23 protein-coding genes are annotated in these 18,782 nt (G+C 74.6%); 13 read left to right on the top strand and 10 right to left on the bottom strand.

Annotated elements, in window-relative coordinates; translation table 11 throughout:
- Positions 1 to 11 precede the first annotated feature (11 nt).
- Entirely contained in the window at positions 12 to 680 is a 669-nt protein-coding gene (locus JOD95_RS11165; RefSeq protein WP_209685004.1) for a bifunctional 4-hydroxy-2-oxoglutarate aldolase/2-dehydro-3-deoxy-phosphogluconate aldolase, read from the top strand.
- Positions 677 to 2,290 (top strand): amidohydrolase family protein, encoded by a 1,614-nt coding sequence (locus JOD95_RS11160; protein ID WP_307810425.1) that lies wholly within the window; start codon positions 677 to 679, stop codon positions 2,288 to 2,290. The genes JOD95_RS11165 and JOD95_RS11160 overlap by 4 nt, the downstream gene beginning before the upstream one ends.
- Positions 2,291 to 2,324: 34 nt before the next feature.
- On the opposite strand, the gene JOD95_RS16955 is transcribed toward JOD95_RS11160, so the two are convergent.
- Positions 2,325 to 2,711, bottom strand: a complete 387-nt coding sequence (locus JOD95_RS16955; protein ID WP_066655379.1) for a RidA family protein — start codon at positions 2,709 to 2,711, stop codon at positions 2,325 to 2,327.
- Positions 2,712 to 2,957: 246 nt separating this feature from the next.
- Between JOD95_RS16955 and JOD95_RS11150 the strand changes: the two genes are divergently transcribed.
- On the top strand, positions 2,958 to 4,211 hold the full coding sequence (locus JOD95_RS11150) for a hypothetical protein (protein ID WP_209685003.1): 1,254 nt from the start codon (positions 2,958 to 2,960) through the stop codon (positions 4,209 to 4,211).
- A 123-nt stretch (positions 4,212 to 4,334) separates the two neighbouring features.
- Here JOD95_RS11150 and JOD95_RS11145 read toward each other — a convergent pair whose 3' ends face one another.
- The 3 genes from JOD95_RS11145 to JOD95_RS11135 form a co-directional block, all read right to left on the bottom strand.
- Positions 4,335 to 4,826 (bottom strand): pyridoxamine 5'-phosphate oxidase family protein, encoded by a 492-nt coding sequence (locus JOD95_RS11145; protein WP_209685002.1) that lies wholly within the window; start codon positions 4,824 to 4,826, stop codon positions 4,335 to 4,337.
- Positions 4,827 to 5,214: 388 nt separating this feature from the next.
- Positions 5,215 to 5,841: a hypothetical protein gene (locus JOD95_RS11140; protein ID WP_209685001.1), complete on the bottom strand. Its 627-nt coding sequence runs from the start codon at positions 5,839 to 5,841 to the stop codon at positions 5,215 to 5,217.
- A 253-nt stretch (positions 5,842 to 6,094) separates the two neighbouring features.
- Positions 6,095 to 7,204, bottom strand: a complete 1,110-nt coding sequence (locus JOD95_RS11135) for an LLM class flavin-dependent oxidoreductase (protein WP_235426353.1) — start codon at positions 7,202 to 7,204, stop codon at positions 6,095 to 6,097.
- Between the two features lie 114 nt (positions 7,205 to 7,318).
- Between JOD95_RS11135 and JOD95_RS11130 the strand changes: the two genes are divergently transcribed.
- Complete coding sequence (locus tag JOD95_RS11130) at positions 7,319 to 8,248, top strand: SDR family oxidoreductase (protein ID WP_066655390.1); 930 nt, start codon at positions 7,319 to 7,321, stop codon at positions 8,246 to 8,248.
- Between the two features lie 58 nt (positions 8,249 to 8,306).
- Here the strand turns inward: JOD95_RS11130 and JOD95_RS11125 are convergent, their stop codons facing one another.
- On the bottom strand, positions 8,307 to 9,074 hold the full coding sequence (locus JOD95_RS11125; RefSeq protein ID WP_209685000.1) for an SGNH/GDSL hydrolase family protein: 768 nt from the start codon (positions 9,072 to 9,074) through the stop codon (positions 8,307 to 8,309).
- An 87-nt stretch (positions 9,075 to 9,161) separates the two neighbouring features.
- Positions 9,162 to 9,950 carry an NRDE family protein gene (locus JOD95_RS11120; protein WP_209684999.1) on the bottom strand — a complete coding sequence of 263 codons (789 nt, stop codon included), beginning with the start codon at positions 9,948 to 9,950 and terminating at the stop codon, positions 9,162 to 9,164.
- 65 nt (positions 9,951 to 10,015) lie between these two features.
- Between JOD95_RS11120 and JOD95_RS11115 the strand changes: the two genes are divergently transcribed.
- From JOD95_RS11115 to JOD95_RS11085, 7 genes are all read left to right on the top strand, one after another.
- Complete coding sequence (locus JOD95_RS11115) at positions 10,016 to 11,302, top strand: phosphopantothenate--cysteine ligase family flavoprotein (protein WP_066658508.1); 1,287 nt, start codon at positions 10,016 to 10,018, stop codon at positions 11,300 to 11,302.
- Between the two features lie 45 nt (positions 11,303 to 11,347).
- Complete coding sequence (locus JOD95_RS11110; protein ID WP_066655395.1) at positions 11,348 to 11,746, top strand: hypothetical protein; 399 nt, start codon at positions 11,348 to 11,350, stop codon at positions 11,744 to 11,746.
- Entirely contained in the window at positions 11,743 to 12,540 is a 798-nt protein-coding gene (locus JOD95_RS11105) for a DUF2071 domain-containing protein (RefSeq protein WP_209684998.1), read from the top strand. Before JOD95_RS11110 ends, JOD95_RS11105 begins: the two co-directional genes overlap by 4 nt.
- Positions 12,537 to 12,968, top strand: coding sequence for a DUF1810 domain-containing protein (locus JOD95_RS11100; RefSeq protein ID WP_066655400.1), 432 nt, complete (start codon positions 12,537 to 12,539; stop codon positions 12,966 to 12,968). The genes JOD95_RS11105 and JOD95_RS11100 overlap by 4 nt, the downstream gene beginning before the upstream one ends.
- Positions 12,969 to 13,075: 107 nt before the next feature.
- Entirely contained in the window at positions 13,076 to 13,738 is a 663-nt protein-coding gene (locus JOD95_RS11095; protein ID WP_081985319.1) for a GntR family transcriptional regulator, read from the top strand.
- A gap of 166 nt (positions 13,739 to 13,904) precedes the next feature.
- Positions 13,905 to 14,366, top strand: a complete 462-nt coding sequence (locus JOD95_RS11090; RefSeq protein WP_209684997.1) for a MarR family winged helix-turn-helix transcriptional regulator — start codon at positions 13,905 to 13,907, stop codon at positions 14,364 to 14,366.
- 295 nt (positions 14,367 to 14,661) lie between these two features.
- Entirely contained in the window at positions 14,662 to 15,543 is an 882-nt protein-coding gene (locus tag JOD95_RS11085; RefSeq protein ID WP_209684996.1) for a phospholipase, read from the top strand.
- 127 nt (positions 15,544 to 15,670) lie between these two features.
- Here JOD95_RS11085 and JOD95_RS11080 read toward each other — a convergent pair whose 3' ends face one another.
- Genes JOD95_RS11080 through JOD95_RS11070 form a run of 3 tightly spaced genes read right to left on the bottom strand, consistent with a single transcriptional unit; the run spans position 15,671 to position 17,195 of the window.
- The gene (locus tag JOD95_RS11080; protein WP_209684995.1) at positions 15,671 to 15,979 is read right to left on the bottom strand and encodes a hypothetical protein; all 309 of its coding nucleotides are present in this window, start codon (positions 15,977 to 15,979) and stop codon (positions 15,671 to 15,673) included.
- Entirely contained in the window at positions 15,976 to 16,650 is a 675-nt protein-coding gene (locus JOD95_RS11075; protein ID WP_209684994.1) for an Asp23/Gls24 family envelope stress response protein, read from the bottom strand. Before JOD95_RS11075 ends, JOD95_RS11080 begins: the two co-directional genes overlap by 4 nt.
- Complete coding sequence (locus tag JOD95_RS11070; RefSeq protein ID WP_066655417.1) at positions 16,641 to 17,195, bottom strand: RNA polymerase sigma factor; 555 nt, start codon at positions 17,193 to 17,195, stop codon at positions 16,641 to 16,643. The genes JOD95_RS11075 and JOD95_RS11070 overlap by 10 nt, the downstream gene beginning before the upstream one ends.
- Positions 17,196 to 17,293: 98 nt before the next feature.
- On the opposite strand from JOD95_RS11070, the gene JOD95_RS11065 reads away from it, so the two are divergent.
- Positions 17,294 to 17,929, top strand: a complete 636-nt coding sequence (locus JOD95_RS11065) for an MOSC domain-containing protein (protein WP_209684993.1) — start codon at positions 17,294 to 17,296, stop codon at positions 17,927 to 17,929.
- Here the strand turns inward: JOD95_RS11065 and JOD95_RS11060 are convergent.
- Positions 17,831 to 18,313: an MmcQ/YjbR family DNA-binding protein gene (locus tag JOD95_RS11060; RefSeq protein WP_209684992.1), complete on the bottom strand. Its 483-nt coding sequence runs from the start codon at positions 18,311 to 18,313 to the stop codon at positions 17,831 to 17,833. The genes JOD95_RS11065 and JOD95_RS11060 overlap by 99 nt on opposite strands.
- Positions 18,314 to 18,444: 131 nt before the next feature.
- On the opposite strand from JOD95_RS11060, the gene JOD95_RS11055 reads away from it, so the two are divergent.
- On the top strand, positions 18,445 to 18,744 hold the full coding sequence (locus JOD95_RS11055) for an excalibur calcium-binding domain-containing protein (RefSeq protein ID WP_209684991.1): 300 nt from the start codon (positions 18,445 to 18,447) through the stop codon (positions 18,742 to 18,744).
- The last annotated feature ends 38 nt before the right edge of the window (positions 18,745 to 18,782 follow it).

Here is an 18,782-nt window from a genome sequence, read left to right as displayed (position 1 = left end):
GGAGCCACACCGTGAGCACTCACCACACGTCCACCGGCGACAGCCCGTCGGTGCCGGACCACGGCACCCGGCACGGCGCGGGTCCGGCCGTCGCGATCCTCCGCGGCGGCACGGGCGAGCACGTCGAGGCGGTCGTCGACACCCTGGTGGGCGCCGGCGTCCGCGCGGTCGAGCTCACCACGAACACCCCGCGCTGGCGCGAGGGCACCGCCTGGACCGCGCGACGGTTCGGCGACGGCGTCTCCGTCGGGGTGGGCACGGTCCTCGACCCGGAACAGGTCGACGACGCTGCCGACCTGGGGGCGTCCTTCGTCGTCAGCCCGCACCTCGACCCCGCGATCGGCGAGCGTGCCCACGAGCGGGGCCTCGGCTGGTACCCGGGGGCAGCGACGCCGACCGAGATCGTGCGGGCGTGGCGGCTCGGCGCCCGGGCGGTGAAGGTGTTCCCGGCGGCACAGCTCGGCGGCCCCGCGTACCTGCGGCAGGTGCTCGCCCCGCTCGACTTCGTCGACGTGGTCCCGACCGGCGGCATCGGGATCGACGATGCTGCCGACTACCTGGCAGCCGGTGCGGTGGCGGTCGGACTCGGCTCCCCCCTGGTCGGTGACGCCCTGGGTACCGGGGACACGGTCGCGCTGCGGTCCCGCGCGGAGCGGCTCGTCGCGGGGCTCGCCCGGTGACCACCACCGCGGAGACCGGTGCGCCGCTCGTGCTCCGCGGCGGGTCCGTCGTCGACCGGAACGGCCCCACCCGCGCGGACGTGCTCGTGGAACGCGGTCGGATCACGGCGGTCGGTGCGACGGTTCCCGTGCCGGACGACGCCGGCACGATCGACTGCGGTGGCCGCACGGTCCTCCCCGGGGCCGTCGACGCGCACTCGCACGCCGGGTCCCGGGTCTTCGACGAGGACGTCCAGCTCGCGCTGCTCCGTCAGGGCGTCACGTCCATCGTCACCGGCCAGGACGGCGTCGGCCCGGCCCCCGGCGACGGCAGGTGGGCGGGCCGGTACTTCGCGGCGATCGACGGCCCGCACCCCCGGTACCGCGGCGGCAGCACCGCCGGCCTGCTGGCGACGTACGACGGCACCACGCCGCTGAACGTCGCGACCCTGGTGCCCGCCGGGACGATCCGGCACGAGGTGCTGGGCGACGAGGACCGACCCGCGACCGCCGAGGAGACCACGGCGATGCGCGCGCTCGTCCGCCGCGGGCTCGCCGAGGGAGCGCTCGGGCTCGCCACCGGGCTCGACTACGTGCCGGGGCTGTACGCCGACACCGCCGAGCTCGCGGCGCTCTGCGCGGAGGTCGCCGCCGTCGACGGCGTCTACGTGTCGCACGTCCGCGGCGGGTACGAGGCGAACCTCCGCGTCGGGCTCGAGGAGGTCGCCGAGATCGTCCGGTCGAGCGGGGTCCGTGCGCACGTGTCGCACCTGCACGCTCCGGTCGACACGGCCCTCGGCGTGCTCGAGGACCTGGCGGCCGCGGGGGTACGGCTGACCTTCGACGCGTACCCGTACTCCCGCGGGTGCACGATCCTGTCGATGCTGCTGCTCCCCGCCGCGCTCGCGCGCCCCGGCACCGACGACCTCGCCCGCGCGGTCGCCGACGACGCCGGACGCCGCCGGGTCCGCACCGCCGTGCTCGACCGGGTCACCGCACGCCCAGACCTCGGACCGGGCTGGGCGGACCAGGTCACGCTCTCCCACGTGCCCTCACCGGCGCACCACGACCTGCAGGGCCGCACCCTGACCGACGCCGCCGCGGTGCGACGCACCGAACCCGTGGACCTGGCGATCGACCTGCTCGTCGCCTCCGACCTGCAGGTGACCGCGATCATGCGGGTCCCGCACCCGCGCTCCCCCGCCGACCTCGCGCCGCTCGTCCGGCACCCCGGGCACGCCGCGGGGTCGGACGGCATCCACGTCGGCACGCACCCGCACCCGCGGGCCACCGGCACCGTGGCGCGGTACCTCGGCGACTTCGTGCGTGCCGGGCTGCTGTCGTGGCCGGAGGCCCAGCGGCACCTGTCGACCACCGCCGTCGAGCACCTGCGGCTGGGCGACCGCGGGGTCGTGCGTGCGGGGGCGGTCGCCGACCTCGCGGTGGTCGACCCCGAGCGGGTGGCGGCGCGGTCGACCTACGACGACCCGACGGCCACGGCTGTGGGAACGGACGACGTCCTGGTGGCGGGCGTGCCGGTGCTCGCTGCCGGACGTCTGACGGGCACCACCCCGGGCGCCGGGATCCGGCGTGCGGGCGCGACGGCACCGAGGGGCACCGGAGGTCGGTGAGGTTCCGCTCAGGGAGCGGGACGGCGGGTGACGATCAGGAGGCGCTGGGCAGCACCGCGACGACGTCGATCTCCACGAGGATCCCGGCCAGGTGCGACTGCACGGTCGTGCGGACCGGGTACGGCTCCGAGAAGTGCTTCGCGTACTCCTCGTTGAAGGCGGCGAAGTCCCGGTCCGAGTGCTCGAGGTGGACGGTCGACTTCACGACGTCGTCGAGGGTCGCGCCGTGCTCGGCGAGGACGGCGGCGACGTTGGCCAGCACCTGGGCGGTCTGTCCGGCGACGTCGTCGGCCATCGCCCCCGTCGCCGGGTCCTGCGGCCCGAAGCCCGCGGTGTAGAGGAACCCGCCGGCCACGATGCCCTGGCTGTACGGGCCGGCGGGTGCCGGGGCGTTCGCGGTGACGATGGCGGTCTTCGGCACGGGGACTCCTCTGGTCGTCGGACGCGGTCCGTCCGGGTGGGCCTCCAGGCTAGGGCCGGCCCCACTGCGCGGACCGACCACCCGCCGGAGCCGTTGCGGTGTGCAGAACGCGGGACGGGCCTCCCGGCCGACCACCGACGACCGACCCGTCCGCGACCGGCCACCGGCGTGCCGGAGGGTGCCAGGCGACGGTCGGTACGCTCGGTCCGTGCCCACCGAGAGCCCTGCGCCCGCCGGAGCGGGCCGGTGAGCCGCACCGACGGCGCCGTCACCGGGACGCTCGCGAACGGTCGACGTCGCATCGTCGACCTGGCGACGAGCCTGCCCGTCTGGGCCGCGGTGCTGCTGGTGTGGGGCGGCGGCCGTCTCGTCTCCACGGTCTGGCTGGCGCTCGCCTACCCGCTGATGGCCCGGCAGATGCCGGACAACGCCATCTGGGGCAACGAGCACGGGTTCGGGTCGTTCCTCACCGCGTGGGACGGCCAGTACTACGAGCAGATCTCGGTGCACGGCTACCCGACGACGTTGCCGCTCGACGCCGCCGGGCAAGTCGCCCAGAACGCGTGGGCGTTCCTGCCGGCGTTCCCCTTCGCCATCCGCATGCTGACGGCCTCGACCGGGGTGCCGTTCGCCGTGGGGGCGCCCCTCGTCGCGCTGGCCGCCGGGCTCGTGGCGACGTTCCTGCTGCACCGGCTGGTGAGCGACCGTGCTGGCAACGCCGCGGGCATGTGGGCGGTCTTCTTCTTCACGTGCGGTCCGCTGTCGTTCCTGCTGCAGGTCGGCTACGCGGAGAGCACGTTCCTGGCACTGACGTTCGGCGCCCTGCTGGCGCTCGAGCGACGGCGCTACGGCCTGCTGACGGTGCTCGGCGTGGTCGCGGCGTTCACCCGTCCCGGGGCGCTCGCGCTGCCGCTCCTGCTCGGGGTCGTCGCACTCGTCCGCTGGGTGCGTGCACGACGAGCCGCCGCGGGCACCGGTGTGCGGTCCCTCGAGGCGTTCCCGGTGGCGGAACGCGTCCGGGTCGTCGCCGCCGGCATGGTGATGGCCGCGGCGGGGCTGGCCTGGCCGGTCATCGCGGCGCACGTCACCGGGCGGTCGGACGCCTACCTGGAGACCGAGATGTCCTGGTGGGTGAACTTCATCGGGCGGGTCGACTTCACGCCGATGACGCCCTGGTTCCTGATCGCCGGGCGGTGGCTCGGGGTCGGTGGGATCCTGATCGTGGTCGTCCTGCTCGTGGCGTACCCCGTCTGGCTGCTGCGGCGCTCGACCCGGGCGCTCGGCTCGACGACCGTGCTGTACTCCGCCGCCTACGCGCTCTACATCTTCGCGGTGTCCCTGCCGATGGCGTCCACCCCGCGGCTCCTCATGCCGCTCGCGCCGTTGTTCGGCTCCCCCGAGCTCGTCGCCCGGCCCTGGATGCGCTGGACGTTCGTGAGCTGTGCGCTCCTCGGGCAGCCGGTGCTCGTCGCGGTGCTCTGGCTGCTCGGCCCGCCCTGACCCCAGCGGTACGCTCGACGGAAGGCTCGCGGCACGCTCGCGAAACGCAACGTCGGCGGTTCCTCGCAGGGCTGTACCGCTGCGAGGGACCGCCGACGTTGCGTGGCGCGGAAGGGGGACGGGCTAGAGCTCGACGGTGCCGTGGTGGCCGGTGTCGGGCTGGCTCTGCTTGCCGATCGCTGCCTTCAGGGTCTGCACGAGGCTGCCGACCGGGCCGGTGTCCTGCGTCCAGTACTCGACCGAGTCGCCCTCGACGGTGAGGAGTCGGATGGTCGGGTCCTGCCGGCCGTCCGGGAACCACGCCTCGGCGAACGGGGACCACAGCTCGTCGATCACGGACTCGTCGCGGGTGACCGTCGCCGTGCCGGCGATCGACAGGTACCCGCCCTGCGACTCGATGGCGACGTTGACGTGCGGGTTCCGCGCGATGTCCTCCACCTTCTCGCTGCCGTCCTGCACCAGGAAGCGGAGGGTCCCGTTGAACGCCTTGTCCTGCACGGCCAGCGGACGGGCGTGCAGCTGGCCGTCGTCGCTGACGGTGGTGAGCAGGGCGGTTCGAGCGCCGTGGACGATGTCCGAGATGGCTGCGCGGTGGTCTGCCTGCGTGTCGGTCATGATGCTCCTGTTCGTCGTGCGCCCCGTTGTGCTCGACGTCCGGCCGGGCACTGCCCGGGCGCGTTCCGTTCCCGCCAGTGTGCCCCTCGTCGCTGGGACCTGCCCGCCCGGGTTCCGGCCCCCGCACGAGTGGCTGCGGCGCGGACGCGTGCCGCGCGGGACCGGGCGTCCCCGGCGACGACGGGCGTGCAGGGCGGGAACGGGCGCACCTGGCGAGAACGGGCGCACTTGGCGACAACGGGCGTACCTGGCCGTCCGAGAACGGGAGGTACGCCCGGAACGATCAGGTATCGCGGTCGACGTGGGAAGGAACGGGTACGAACGGGCACCCACAGGCTCCGACCCAGCGACCCCGCACCGCACCGTCCGCGGGGCCGAGGGCGACGCGTCAGACGGCGGGCTCGCGGATCGTCGTCTCGACGTCGACGACCTGCGGGACGCGCGGCATCGAGGCGAAGCCGAACGCCACGGGCGGGTCGAGCGGGGCCAGGGACCCGAGCGGTTCCCCCGCCCAGGACCCCGAGACGCCGGTGACGTCGTGCGCCCCGGTCACGCCGTAGTACTCGCGGCGGCCACCTCCTGCGGTCCCGGCCGTGCCCGCGCCGGGAGCGACCAGTCGTGCGACCGGGTCGATCACGCTGAGCCACCGCGGATCACGCGCGATCGGCTTCGGCACGATGCGGAGCACCCGCCCGAGCGGTGAGATGGATCCGACGTCGATCGAGGCGCGGAGCGGGCCGGCGTCGAGCTCGAGACCACGAGCGGTGCGGCGGGCGTCGATGTCGACCACCGACACCGTGTCGAAGCGGTAGGTCCCGGAGACGTACGCGGCCACGATCTCGTCCGGAGCGAGCAGCACGCTCGATCCGTCCGGCTGCTCCACGAAGACGTCCGTGAAGGCTCCGAACGGCGACCGGTCCCACATGCCGACGACGAACCGCACACCGGACGTCGTGCCGACGCCCATGATGCGACCACGGAACCGACGCTCGACGATGTTGGGGCGGGGCGACATGCGGTGGACGGTACCCGGCGCTGCCGTGAGTCGGCGTGGCGGCGGTGGGGCGCCCCTCCCGGCCGACGGGACGCTGCCGGACCCGGCACAACGGGAAGCACCCCGCGCCACGGAATCCCGTGGTGCGGGGTGCTTCTCGTTGTGCACGAGCAGGCCGCACCGGCCCGCCCCGAGCAGCACCGGCCCGCCCCGAGCAGCACCGAGCCGCCCCGAGCCGCACCGGCCCGCCGGCCCACCCCGAGGAGGCGTCCGCCTACGGCACCGGCACCGGCTCGGCGAGCAGCTCGCGCACCCGCGGTGCGACCCGCGTGCCGTAGAGCTCGATCGACCGCATCATGTCCTCGTGCGGTAGGCGACCCGTCGCGTACCGCATGTCGAAGCGCGAGACGCCGAGGATCCGCATGTTCCGGGCGATCTTCCGCGCCACCGTCTCCGGCGACCCGACGTACAGCGACCCGCCGGCGGACAGTCCCGCCTGGTACTGCGCGGCGTCGAGGGGCGGCCAGCCGCGCTCGCGGCCCAGCCGGTCGGTGACGGCCTTGTGGTACGGCCAGTAGCGCTCGGCTGCCTCGGCGTCGGTCTCGGCGACGAAGCCCGGCGAGTGCATCGCGATGGGCTGCTGCGGGAGCTCGAGCTGCGTGAGCGCCTGGCGGTACAGCCGCGAGAACGGGGCGAACTGCGCCGGCTGCCCGCCGATGATCGCGAGGAACAGCGGCAGGCCGTAGGACGCCGCACGGATGACGGACTGCGGCGAGCCGCCGACGCCGATCCAGGTCGGGATCGGGCCGTGCTCGAGCTTGGGGAAGACGTCCTGGTCGACGAGCGCCGCGCGCTTCGTGCCGGACCACGTCACCGCGTCCCCACCGCGCAGGGCGTTCCAGAGCTGCAGCTTCTCCTCGAACAGGACCTCGTAGTCGGCCAGGTCGTAGCCGAACAGCGGGAAGGACTCCGTGAACGAGCCGCGGCCGAGGATCACCTCGGCGCGCCCGTCCGACAGGGCGTCCACGGTGGCGAAGCGCTCGTACACGCGCACCGGGTCGTCCGAGGACAGGACGGTGACGGCGGAGCCCATGCGGATCGACGAGGTGCGGGCGGCGATGGCGGCGAGGACGACCTCGGGGGCGCTGACCACGAAGTCCTCGCGGTGGTGCTCCCCGACGCCGATGAAGTCGATCCCGACCTGGTCCGCGAGGACGGCCTGGTCGACGACGTCGCGGATGCTCTGCGCGTCCGAGCGGAGCGACCCGTCGGCACGCTCGGTGACGTCTCCGAAGGTGTCGAGGCCGAGCTGGACCGGCCCGATGCGCTCGGGTGCGGGCGGCGGGACGTCCGACGGGCGGTCGGTGCCGAATGCGTTGCTCATGTGCGCCTCCTGATCGATGCGTTTGCATGAACTGTAGCACCGCGGGAGCCGGACGTACAGCCCCGACGGCGCGCGCCCGGCGGGTCACCAGACCGCCGGCGTACCGTGCCGCGCATGGCCAACATCCCCGACCAGACCGGCCGTCGCATCGTCGTGACCGGCGCGAACAGCGGCACGGGCAAGGAGACCGCGAAGCGGCTCGCCGGTGCCGGCGCGAGCGTCGTGCTCGCCGTCCGCACCACCGCGAAGGGCGAGGACGCCGCGACCGAGATCCGCCGGGAGCACCCGGGCGCCGACCTCGAGGTGCGCGAGCTCGACCTCGCCGACCTCGCCAGCGTCCGCCGGTTCGCCGCGGGCATCGCCGACGACGGCCGTCCCCTCCACGTCCTGGTGAACAACGCCGGCGTGATGGCCCCGCCCGAGCGCTTCGAGACCGCGGACGGCTTCGAGCTGCAGTTCGGCACGAACTTCCTGGGACACCTGGCGCTCACGAACCTGCTGCTGCCGACGTTGCTCGGCACGGCCGCGGGCAGCGACGACGCCCGGCCCCCGCGCGTCGCGACGATGTCGAGCCTCGCCGCCATCCCCGGCAGCATACGCTTCACCGACCCGCAGTGGGAGCGCGGCTACAACGGCTGGCGGGCCTACTCGCAGTCCAAGCTGGCCGACCTGCTCCTCGCGCTGCACCTGCACCGGCTGTCCGTCGAGCGGGACTGGCCACTCGTCAGCACGGCGGCCCACCCCGGCTACACGCGCACGAACCTGCAGTCCACCGGCCGCTCGCTCGGCCGGTCGCGTCCGGTCCGCGCGAGCGACCGCGCGCTCCCCTTCACGCAGGCGGTGGAGCAGGGCGCGGAGCCGCTCCTGTACGCCGCCGTCGGTCCGGCCGCGGTCGGCGGGGCCTACTACGGGCCGTCCGGGTTCGGGGGCCTGACCGGACCGACCACGACGGTCTCGGTGCCGCGCTCGGCGCGCAGTGCGGACCTCGCCCGGTCGCTCTGGGCGGTCGCCGAGGACCTCACCGACACGCACGCGCCCGCCTGACCGCTGGCTCGGCACCCGCACCGGCCGGGAGGCACGACCCGACCGCGCCCCGACGGCGTCAGAACCGCAGGTGGTCGCGCGCGAACGCGTCGATCACCCCCGCCTCGAGGGCACGCTGTCCACGGGCGGTCGGGTGCACGTCGTCGGACTGCATCCACTCCGGGTGACCGGACAGCGGCTGCCCGACGTCGACGTAGGTGCCGCCGTCGCGCCGGGTCGCCCGCTGCAGGGCGTGCGAGATCGTCGCCAGCTGCGCCGGCGGGGCCTGCTCGTTCCACACGGCGCTCAGCCCCACCACCCGGGCTCCGGGCAGGTCGCGGTGGACGAGGGCCACGAGCTGGTCGGTGGCGCTCGTCACCTGTGCGTCGTCCTCGCCCAGGTCGTTCGAGCTCGCCTGCACGAAGACGACCCGGGGGCGCAGGTCGACCGCACGCTTGACGAGCCCCGGGTAGGCACTGGCGCACGCGTCCGGGTCCCCCGTGGCGACGACGCCGGCCCCGTCGCAGGACAGGTTCGTCAGCTGCCACCGTTCGGTCCGGGCGAGGAGCGCGGGCCAGGCCTGCTCCGGCGTCAGGCCGTGGCCGCCGCTCACCGAGTCGCCGATGACGACGATCCGCTCCCCCGGGGCGTGGTCCCAGGCGCGGCCGGTCGGGCTCGGCGAGGAGGCCGCGGCCACCGAGGAGTCCTCGCTGCAGCCGACGAGGGCGAGCGCGGTGAGGGCGGCGAGCGTCGTCGCGAGGACGGCTCGACCGCGGGGACGGCGCCGCGGAGCGGGGTCACCGATGCCCGCGACGGTGCGCGGGGACGGCCGTGTGGTCGGGGTCACGACGGGGACCGTACGCCGCCGGACCACGGCGGGACCGGCCGGTGCGCTGCTGCTCCTCACAACATCGGGGACGTCCGGGCGGGACGATCACGCCCGGTGCAGCTCCACCGAGCCGTCGAGGCGTCCCGGGTGGGCGAGCCGCGCGTGCTGCAGCACCGTCCGACCGGGCCCGACCGCGGCGGCGACGACGGACAGCGTCGCGACGTGGCCGTCCGGCTCGACCGCGTCGCGCAGGATCGCGTCCGGGTGGTCCGGGGGCAGGGCCGCGGAGTCGGCGAGCACGCCGAACCAGCCGCTCCAGCCGTCGCCCGCGTCGTCGCCGAGGTCGGCGGTGCGGAGTTCGTCGAACGGGCCGAGCGCCGGCGGCCCGGCCGGCGCCGGGGCCGTGCGGAAGGCCTCGAGCCACCGGCCGACCCGCGGCGCGGCGGGGTCGTCCGGGGCTCCGTGGGTCACCATGTGCACGCCGGGCTCGAGCAGGGTCGTCCGCACCGCCCTGCCGTCCCAGGTGTCGACGGCGGCGCCCTCGGCCGTGGCCCGCACCAGGTTGAACGCACGCGTGCTCGGGAGCGAGCCGCCCGCGCCCGGCGCCGCGCCGGTCAGCGCGTCGAGCGGCAGCACGCCGCGGGTGGTCCAGGTGCCGTCGTCGCTCGGCACCGGTTCGGCACGGTTCAGCACGACGGCGAGCCCCGCGGCGTCGGACGCGGCGAGCCACGCTCCGCCGGCCGACCGGTCGCGCACACCCCGGACGGCGGGGTCGAGCTCGGGCCACCAGGCGGCGGGCGGGTCCCAGGGACGGTCGGGCGACTCGTCACGGAGCGCCAGCACGGTGACGGGCCACGCGGCGCCGGGGTCGACGCGGACGACGACGGTGCACATGGGCTCGATCCTCGCACGGCCGTCCGGGTAGCGTGACCGACGTGGATGCTGCAGCAGGTCGCCGTCTGTCCGTCGTCGTCGGGATCACCGGGGGCATCGCCGCCTACAAGGCCGTGGGGGTCGTCCGCGACCTCGTCAAGCGCGGCCACGACGTGCACGTCGTCCCGACCGAGGGTGCACTCCGCTTCGTCGGACTGCCGACGCTCGAGGCGCTGAGCCGGAACCCGGTCACGACGAGCGTCTGGGACGACGTGGCCGAGGTGCGGCACGTGGCGCTCGGACGCCGGGCGGACCTGGTCGTCGTCGCGCCCGCGACCGCCGACTCCCTGGCGCGGATGGCCCACGGACTCGCCGGGGACCTGCTCGGGACGACGCTGCTCGCGACCGAGGCGCCCGTGGTCGTCGCCCCCGCGATGCACCCGCAGATGTGGGAGCACCCCGCGACCCGGGCGAACGTCCGGACCCTGCGCGACCGCGGGGTGCACTTCGTCGGGCCGGTGGTCGGCGCGCTGACGGGTGACGACGCCGGGATCGGCCGGATGGCGGAACCCGAGGACATCGCGGCCGCGGCGCTGGCGGTGCTCGACCGACCGACCGAGGCGGGCCGACGGGACCCGGGCGGGGCGGGCCTCCCGGCCGGTGCCGCAGCGGGGTCGGGGACGGGGGCGCGGGGCGACCAGGGCGACCTCGCCGGGGTGCGTGTCGTCGTGAGCGCGGGAGGGACGCGCGAGCCGTTCGACCCGGTGCGCTTCGTCGGCAACCGGTCGAGCGGACGCCAGGGCGTGGCGATCGCCGCGGACGCCGTCCGACGCGGCGCGACCGTGACGCTCGTCGCCGCGAACGTGGACGCCGGGCTCACCGCGGAGCTCGGTGCGACCGTGGTGCCCGTCGGGTCCGCCCAGGAACTCGCCGACGCGGTGCACGCCGCGGCGGTCGACGCCGACGTGGTGGTGATGACCGCCGCGGTCGCGGACTACCGACCGGCCGAGGTCCGCCCCGACAAGCTGAAGAAGGACGACCAGGGCGACACCATGACCCTCGAGCTCGTCCGCAACCCCGACGTGCTGGCCGACCTCGTCCGAGCACGCCGCACGGGTCAGGTCATCGTCGGGTTCGCCGCGGAGACCGAGCCCGACAGAGAGGCCCGGATCGCCCTCGGACGCGCCAAGATCGCCCGGAAGCCGGCCGACCTGCTCGTCGTGAACCACGTCGGGTGGGACGCGGGCTTCGAACGCGAGGAGAACGCGATCGAGGTGCTCGTGCCCGGCGGCGACGTCGTCCGGGAGACCTCCGGCAGCAAGGCGGACGTCGCCACGGCGGTGCTCGACCTCGTCGCGACCGCCCTGACCTGAGCGACGCCCGACACCCGCTCGGGCGAGGGCGTGCACGATGGGCGCATGCGACGACGCGAGCGCGCCCGACGTGCCACCCGGACCGCCACCATGCTCGCCGTGCTCCTCGGCGGAGCCGGCGTCACCCACTTCCTGCGCCCGCGGGGCTACGACCGGATCGTGCCGGAGGGCCTCCCCCCGCGCCTGACCACGGTCGCCTCCGGCGTGGCCGAGCTCGGCATCGCCGCCGGACTCGCCGTGCCGGCCACCCGTCGCGCGTCCGGCTGGGCGGCAGCGGCACTGTTCCTGGCGGTCTTCCCCGCGAACGTCAAGATGGCCGCCGACCTCCTCGACAGCCCACGCGCAGGGCGCGCCGCACGGCTGGTCGGCGTCGCGCGGCTCCCCCTGCAGGCGCCGCTCGTGGCCTGGGCCGTGCGCGTCGGACGACACGCGCCACGACGGTGACCGACGCGGTCCGCCAGCGGGCGGCGGTCCCGCTCGTGCACCGGCCCGTCGCCGTGCACGCGTGGGAGGACATCGTGTTCGCGCACTGGCGGCGGGACCCGGCCTCGCTCGCCCGGCTCGTGCCACGCGGCACCCGGCCCGACGTGGTCGACGGCAGCGCGTGGGTGGGTCTGACCGCCTACGTGTTCCGCGATACGGCCCTCCCGCCGCTCCCGCCCTCACGACGACTCGGTTCGATGACCGAGGTCACGATCGAGATCGCGACCGTCGACACCAGGGGTCGCCACGGCATCGTCTACCGCACCGTCGACACCGGCCACGTCCCCGCCATCGTCGCCGCGAACACGCTGCTCGGCGTGCCGTACACGTTCTCCCACGTCCGGGCGACGCGTCGCGGGGACACCCTCGACCACCGGTCGGTCCGGCACCCGGCCCGGGCGACGCACCCGGTCCGCTGGGCGCGGGCGCTCGTGCACGCGGGGAACGCACGCCCGCCGCGACCCCGCCCGCGGCACGACGTCCTCGTCCGGGTCACCGCGGGCGACGTCGTGGACACGCCGCTCGCCGCCGCGCTCACCACGCGCGCCGGCATCCACGCGCGGCACCTGGCGCAGACGCTCTTCTGGCAGCGGCAGCACGCGCCGCTGACCGTCCGCAGCGCCCGGCTCGAGCGGCTCGAGGGCGACCTACCGGACGCCGTCGGGCTGCCCGGGCTCCTCGACCGCGACCCCGACTCACTGCTCGTCGTGGACGCGACGACCGTGCGCTACGCGTGGGGCGAGGTGGTCCGGTGAGCGACGACCCGTTCGACCTCGACCGGTTCGTGCGTGCGCAGGAGGGCGTCCACGAGCAGGCACTCGCGGAGCTGGCGGCCGGCCGGAAGCGGTCGCACTGGATGTGGTTCGTGTTCCCGCAGCTCGCCGGCCTCGGGCGCAGTGCGACGGCGCAGCGGTACGCGATCGAGGGGCTCGCCGAGGCGCGGGCGTTCCTGGCACACCCCGTGCTCGGTCCGCGCCTGCTCGAGGCTGCCCGCACCGTCGTCGACGCACCGGCCCGGAGCGCGGACGACCTGTTCGGTGGGATCGACGCGCTGAAGGCGCGGTCGTCGGCGACCCTGTTCGCCAGGGCCGCCGAGGACCCGGCTCCGTTCCGTGCCCTGCTGGACCGGTGGTTCGACGGGACCGAGGACCCGGTGACGGTCCGGCTGCTCGACGCCACCTGAGGCACGGCGGCCGACGGACGACCGTTCACATATCAGGTACGGTGATCAGGCGTCGACACCGACCGGTCCGGCGCTCCCGACCGTCCACCGAGAACGAGGACACCCGCATGCCGGTCCCCAGCAGCGCCCCCACCGAGCACCAGCTGCTCCGCGACACCGTCCGCCACAAGATCCACGCCGCGATCATGGACGGCACGCTCGAGCCCGGTGAACGCCTCAACGACGACGAGCTCATCGCCTGGCTCGGCGTCTCCCGCACCCCGATCCGCGAGGCCCTCAGCCAGCTCGCCCGCGCCGGTCTCATCGAGATGGCACCGAACCGGTACACCCGGGTCACCACCCCGAAGGCCGAGGAGGTCGTCGAGGCGATGCAGACCCTCGGCGTGCTGTTCGGCGGGGTCGTCCGGCTGGCCGTCCCCCGGCTCACGGCACCGACGCGGAAGAAGATCCTGGCGCAGCTCGACCGCACGATCACCGAGCTCGACGCGCACGACGTCCCCGCCGTCAACCACGACGCGCTCTCGGTCTTCGGGCTGTACGTCGACGCCTGCGGCAACGAGAACCTGCAGCGGGTGTGCCGCGACACGACCGACGGTCTCGCGTTCCGCCTGCGCCTGCCGAACCTCGACGAGCTCATCGACTGGGACCAGCTGACCGCGGACTTCCGCCGGCTGCGCGACGCGACCGAGAGCGGTGACAACATCGCCGCCGAGCTCGCGACCGAGGCGATCCACCTGCTCCCGGGCGAGAAGCGGCACCGCTCCAGCTGAGCGCACCTGTCACGTCGTACAGGAACGCCCGTCCCGGACCTCGTGACGGGCGTTCCTGCACCCGGCGTCAGCACCCCGCACGGCACTCGGTCACACGCCCGTGGGGACCGGTAGCATCGCTCCGACCCGCTCGAACAGCCTCGACCCGACGACCCGGGAGCACCGCATGAGCCACCGCCAGCCGGACCGCACCGAGATCGCCGCGCGCCTCGCCGCCGCCGTCGGACGCATCAACCGCCGTGCGCGCACCGACTCGGCCGCGCTGGGCTACGGGCTCGTCTCCGCACTCGCGACGATCCAGGCCGAGGGACCCCTGCGCCCCGGCGACCTGTCGCGGATCGAGGTCGTCACGAAGCCCACGATGACGCGCATCCTCACCGAGCTCGAGCAGCGCGGCTTCATCGAACGCGAGGCCGACCCGCGGGACGGCCGGGCGTTCATGGTGTCGGCCACCCCCGCTGGCATCGCTGCCGTCGAACGGGCCCGCTCCGACCGCACCGGCATCGTCGCCGGGCTCATCGCGGACCTGCCCGACGACGACGTCGACTCCATCGCCGCCGCCCTCTCCGCCCTCGAACGGATCGGCCAGGGCGAGCGCTCCCAGGAAGCACACACCTCCGGGCGCTGATCCGGCGGCGTCAGCACCGTTACCGAACCGTTACCAAGGGGTGGACGGACGGTTCTGCCAGGGCTTCCGGACGGGCTGTCCAGGCTGACACGTCATCGTGACGGCTTCGCCCGAGCAGGCGGCCACCCGGTCGCCCAGCGGCGGACGGACGGGCCCCACACCACCGTCCGGTCCTCCCCCGGCTCGCGGCTCCCCCACGACGGCCGTCCCGACGGTCGTGCACGCTCCCCCACACCCGCGTGCCCGATCCGGCGTGCCCGGGAGTCGCCCTCCAGCCGGCCGACCACCGGAACCGATGACGCGAACCACCCCCGAAGCCCCCATCACCGCGACCACCCGACGCCAGGCGCTCGACTCCCCGAGCCGCCGTGTCCGCCGTGCGCTCCGCAGTCGCTCCGCCCTCGTCGTCGGGGGCGTTGCCGCCGTCGCCCTCGTCGGCGGACTCGCCACCGTCGGCACACAGCCGGCCATCGGCGAGGCCATCGGCGTCCCCTCCGCGAGCGCCTCGGCCACCCCCGCGCTGCACGGCGCGGACCTCGACCGCGCCCAGGCCGCCGCGACCATCGCGACCGCCCGCACGGTGCTCGCCGACGCGAACGACAAGACCGACACGCGCGCCCTCGAACGCCAGGTCGCAGCCCTGTCGGACTACCGCGGCATGTCCGGCTCCGCGATCACCACCCGCATCGCCTCGACCGTCGACGCCACGACGCAGGTCGCCGACGAGAGCGCGTCCCAGGACAAGGCGGACGCCGACGCGGCGGCAGCAGCAGCAGCGCAGGCGAAGGCCGACGCCGAGGCGAAGGCCGCAGCCGAGCGTGCGGCAGCGGAGGCCGCGGCAGCAGCCGAGCGCCTCGCCGCTGCGAACACCGTCGCCGGCGCCAAGGCCACGGCGTCCTCGATGGCGTCGTCGCAGTACGGCTGGGGCTCCGCGCAGTTCCAGTGCCTCGACAACCTGTGGACCAAGGAGTCCGGCTGGAACTACCGGGCCGTCAACCCGAACGGTGGCGCGACGGGCATCCCGCAGGCGCTCCCCGGCTCGAAGATGGCCACGGTCGCGGCCGACTGGCAGACCAACGCCACCACCCAGATCACCTGGGGGCTGCGGTACATCAGCGCGGCCTACGGCACGCCCTGTGCCGCGTGGGCCCACTCGCAGGCGAACAACTTCTACTGAGCCGCGAGCGGGTGACGGGCGTCACCGGATGACGGACGGGAGGCACGGTGCCGGCGGGCGCCGTGCCTCCCGTCCGTCCCGTGGTCCGTCGTCGTCGCCCTGCCGCCGTGCGAGCGAGCCCGTCCGGTCAGCCGACGCGCGCGATGCGCACGTCCACGCGGCCGAGCGCGAGCCCGCGCTCGCCCGCGACGCGGAGCGCGGCGTCGTGCGCCGCACGCGCCGCAGCCCGCGCGGGGGTCGATCCGTCGGTGCCGATGACGACGCGGAGGACGTCGTCGTCGAGCACCACCCGGGACACCGGCGCACGCGAGGCGAGCCGCCGGGCGGACTCGACCGCGCTGCCGAGGGTCGGCCGCGCGCGGTACAGGTCGGCGACGCCGGGCGCCGCGAGGACCGCGGCCTCGATCGCCGCGGCCGTCTCGTCGTCGATGCTCATGCGCGGCCCTCCTCGTCGGTCGCTCCGGATGCAGCCTGGCCCCCGTCGTGCGCGGGCGGGAGCGGGGGCAGGAGGTCCCGGACGTGCACGTCGACCGCCTCGACACGGAGATCGGTCTGCTCGGCGAGGATCTCGGCGACGGCCTGGCGGACGTGCTCGGCGGTGGCGTGGATCGGTGCCCCCGACCGGATCGCCAGCTCGACCAGGACCCGGACGGGAGCATCGAGCAGCGTGACGTCGCCCTGCAGCGCGCAGCGGGCGATCACGACACCGGGGACGACGTCCCCGGCCGTCCGGACGAGGGACCGGATGGCTCCCTCGGTCATCACGGGACGCTCGGTCGGGACGGACGGGCGCAGCGGGACGTCGCGACCGGCGCGGGCCTCGAGCGAGATGTTCGCCAGGACACCGCCGATCCACGACTCGTCCGCGGGTGCCTCCTGCTCAGCGGCGGTGTCGAGCGAGCCGAGGGACGACTGTCGGAGCCGGACGAGTGCGGCGAGCGCGTTCTGGCACGCCGCGGAGTCGTCGATGCTCGGGTCGGCCGGTTGCATCCCGGCGTCCAGGTAGTCCGCGAGCTCGTCGATGGTGTGGCCGTCGAGGTCCTCGGGTTCGAGCGCGTCGAGCGGTACGTCGTCGGGGCGCGTGCGGTCGGGTCCGGTCATCGCCATGCCTCCATGAGACGGATCATGTTCTTCCTCGCACGCGAGAGCAGGCCACGCACGGTCGACACCGGCAGGTCGAGCTCCTCGGCGATGTCCTCGTAGCGGTACTCGAGCATCTCCTTCATCACCCAGCACCGTCGCTGCGCCTCGGGGAGCTCGGCGAGGGCGGTCTCGACCGCCTCCTCGCGGGACCGGGCCTCGGCGACCCGCTCGGGAGCGTCGTCCCGCGGTGCCGCGACCTCGAGCTCGGTGACGTCGAGGTGCTCGCGCCGCGCCCGGATGCGGTCGATGCACTTGCGACTGAGGATCCGCATGAGCCACGACTTGACCTTGGCGCCGTCGTCGAGCGCGTCGAGCCGGTTCCACGCGGTGATGAAGGTCTCCTGCACGACGTCGTCGAGCTCGTCGGTCGATCCGAGGGTCCGCCGGGCGTAGGCCCGGAGCAGGGGTGTGTACCGCCGGATCAGGACCTCGAACGCCCGGACGTCGCCGTCGGACGAGCGGCCCGCGAGGACGGCGTCGTCGAGGTCGGCGAGGGGCTGGTACGGCACACCACCCTTCTACCGGTCAGTGGTGGAGGAAGTCTGGGCGGGTGGCCGCGCACGACGGTGGGCTCGGCTCCGTGACCCCGGTGCGCCAGGATGTGGGCATGAGCCACGTCACCGCCGTCTGCCGCGTCGACCAGCTGCTCCGCGACGCAGGCACGATCGGCATCACCGCCATCGACAAGCGCCCGGTCGTGGGGCCCGTCCGTGTCCGCCCGCTCGGGCTCCACGCCGACGTGCAGGCGGACCGCAAGCACCACGGCGGCGAGGACCAGGCGGTGTACGCCTACGCCGACGAGGACGCCGCGTACTTCGCCGAGGCCCTGGAGCGCGACGTCCCACCCGGGCTGTTCGGCGAGAACCTGCGCACGAGCGGGGTCGACGTCACGGGTGCCGTCACGGGCGAGCGGTGGCGCATCGGCGAGACGCTCGAACTCGAGGTGACCATCCCACGGGTGCCGTGCGGGACCTTCGCCCGCCGGATGGGGATCCCCGGCTGGGTGAAGCGGTTCGCCGCGGAGAACCGGCCGGGTGCCTACCTCCGGGTCCTGCACAGCGGACCGGTGGCAGCCGGCGACCCGGTGGTCGTCACACACCGCCCGGAGCACGGCGTCACGATCGGCGAGATCTCGGCCGGCCCGTCACCCGAGCGGGCCCGCGCGGTGCTGGACTCCGGCGACCGACTCGCCCCGACGGTCGTCCGTGACCTCGCGAAGGTCCTCGCGCGCGGCCGGGTCTGACCCTTCCGCCCGACGGCCCGCTGCCGGGTCGAGGGGGCGCCGGTTCCGCGGGAGACCGGCGACGACCAGGTCGTACGAGTTCGCCACGAGGTCCTCGACCATGGTCTCGTCGAGACCGTCCCCCGGTGACAGCGTGATCCAGTGACGCTTGTCCATGTGCCACCCCGGGCTGATCTCGGCGTGGTCGCGGACGAGTGCCGCCCCGTGCGGCGGCGCGCACTTCAGGTTGACGATGGGCACCCCGCGCAACGTCGTGGCGAGCACGAACATCCGGCCGACCACCTTGTGGACGACGGACTGCTCGCCGAAGGGCTGCGTCTCCTCGACCGCGGGCAGGGCCAGTGCCGTCCGGAAGGTCACCTCGTGCAGTGCTGCGCCGTCCATCGCACCAGCATGCCGCACACGCCTCGTTCGGGGGGATCAGGGAATGAGTCCTGCTCGGGTACGCTCGGTCCGCCGTGCACCCGACGCGGCGGCCGCGCGAGCGGTCACGACCCGTCCCAGGGGAAGAACCCGTGCGCATCATCCACAGCCTCGGCGTCGCCGCCGTCACCACCGCTCTCGCCGCGTCCGTCGTGCTCGGCGGCGCGACCACCGCCTCCGCCGCGCCGAAGACCTACGCGAACTGCACCGCCGTCCACAAGGTGTACTCCGGTGGCATCGCGAAGAAGTCGGTGACGAAGAACCGGGTGACCTCCGGTGGGAAGACCACCTACCGCGCACTCAAGGGCACCGTCAAGAAGGACGACGCGCTCTACGGGGCCAACAAGAAGACGGACCGCGACGGCGACGGGATCGCCTGCGAGAAGAGCTGACGTCCGCCGGACCGAGCGTCCGGCCAGCCCGGCGACGG

It is taken from the genome of Curtobacterium sp. 1310, assembly GCF_017834105.1.
In the GTDB taxonomy this organism is placed as follows: domain Bacteria; phylum Actinomycetota; class Actinomycetes; order Actinomycetales; family Microbacteriaceae; genus Curtobacterium.
The sequence above is the reverse complement of the archived record's forward strand: the minus strand, read 5'-3'. Positions and strand labels throughout refer to the sequence as shown.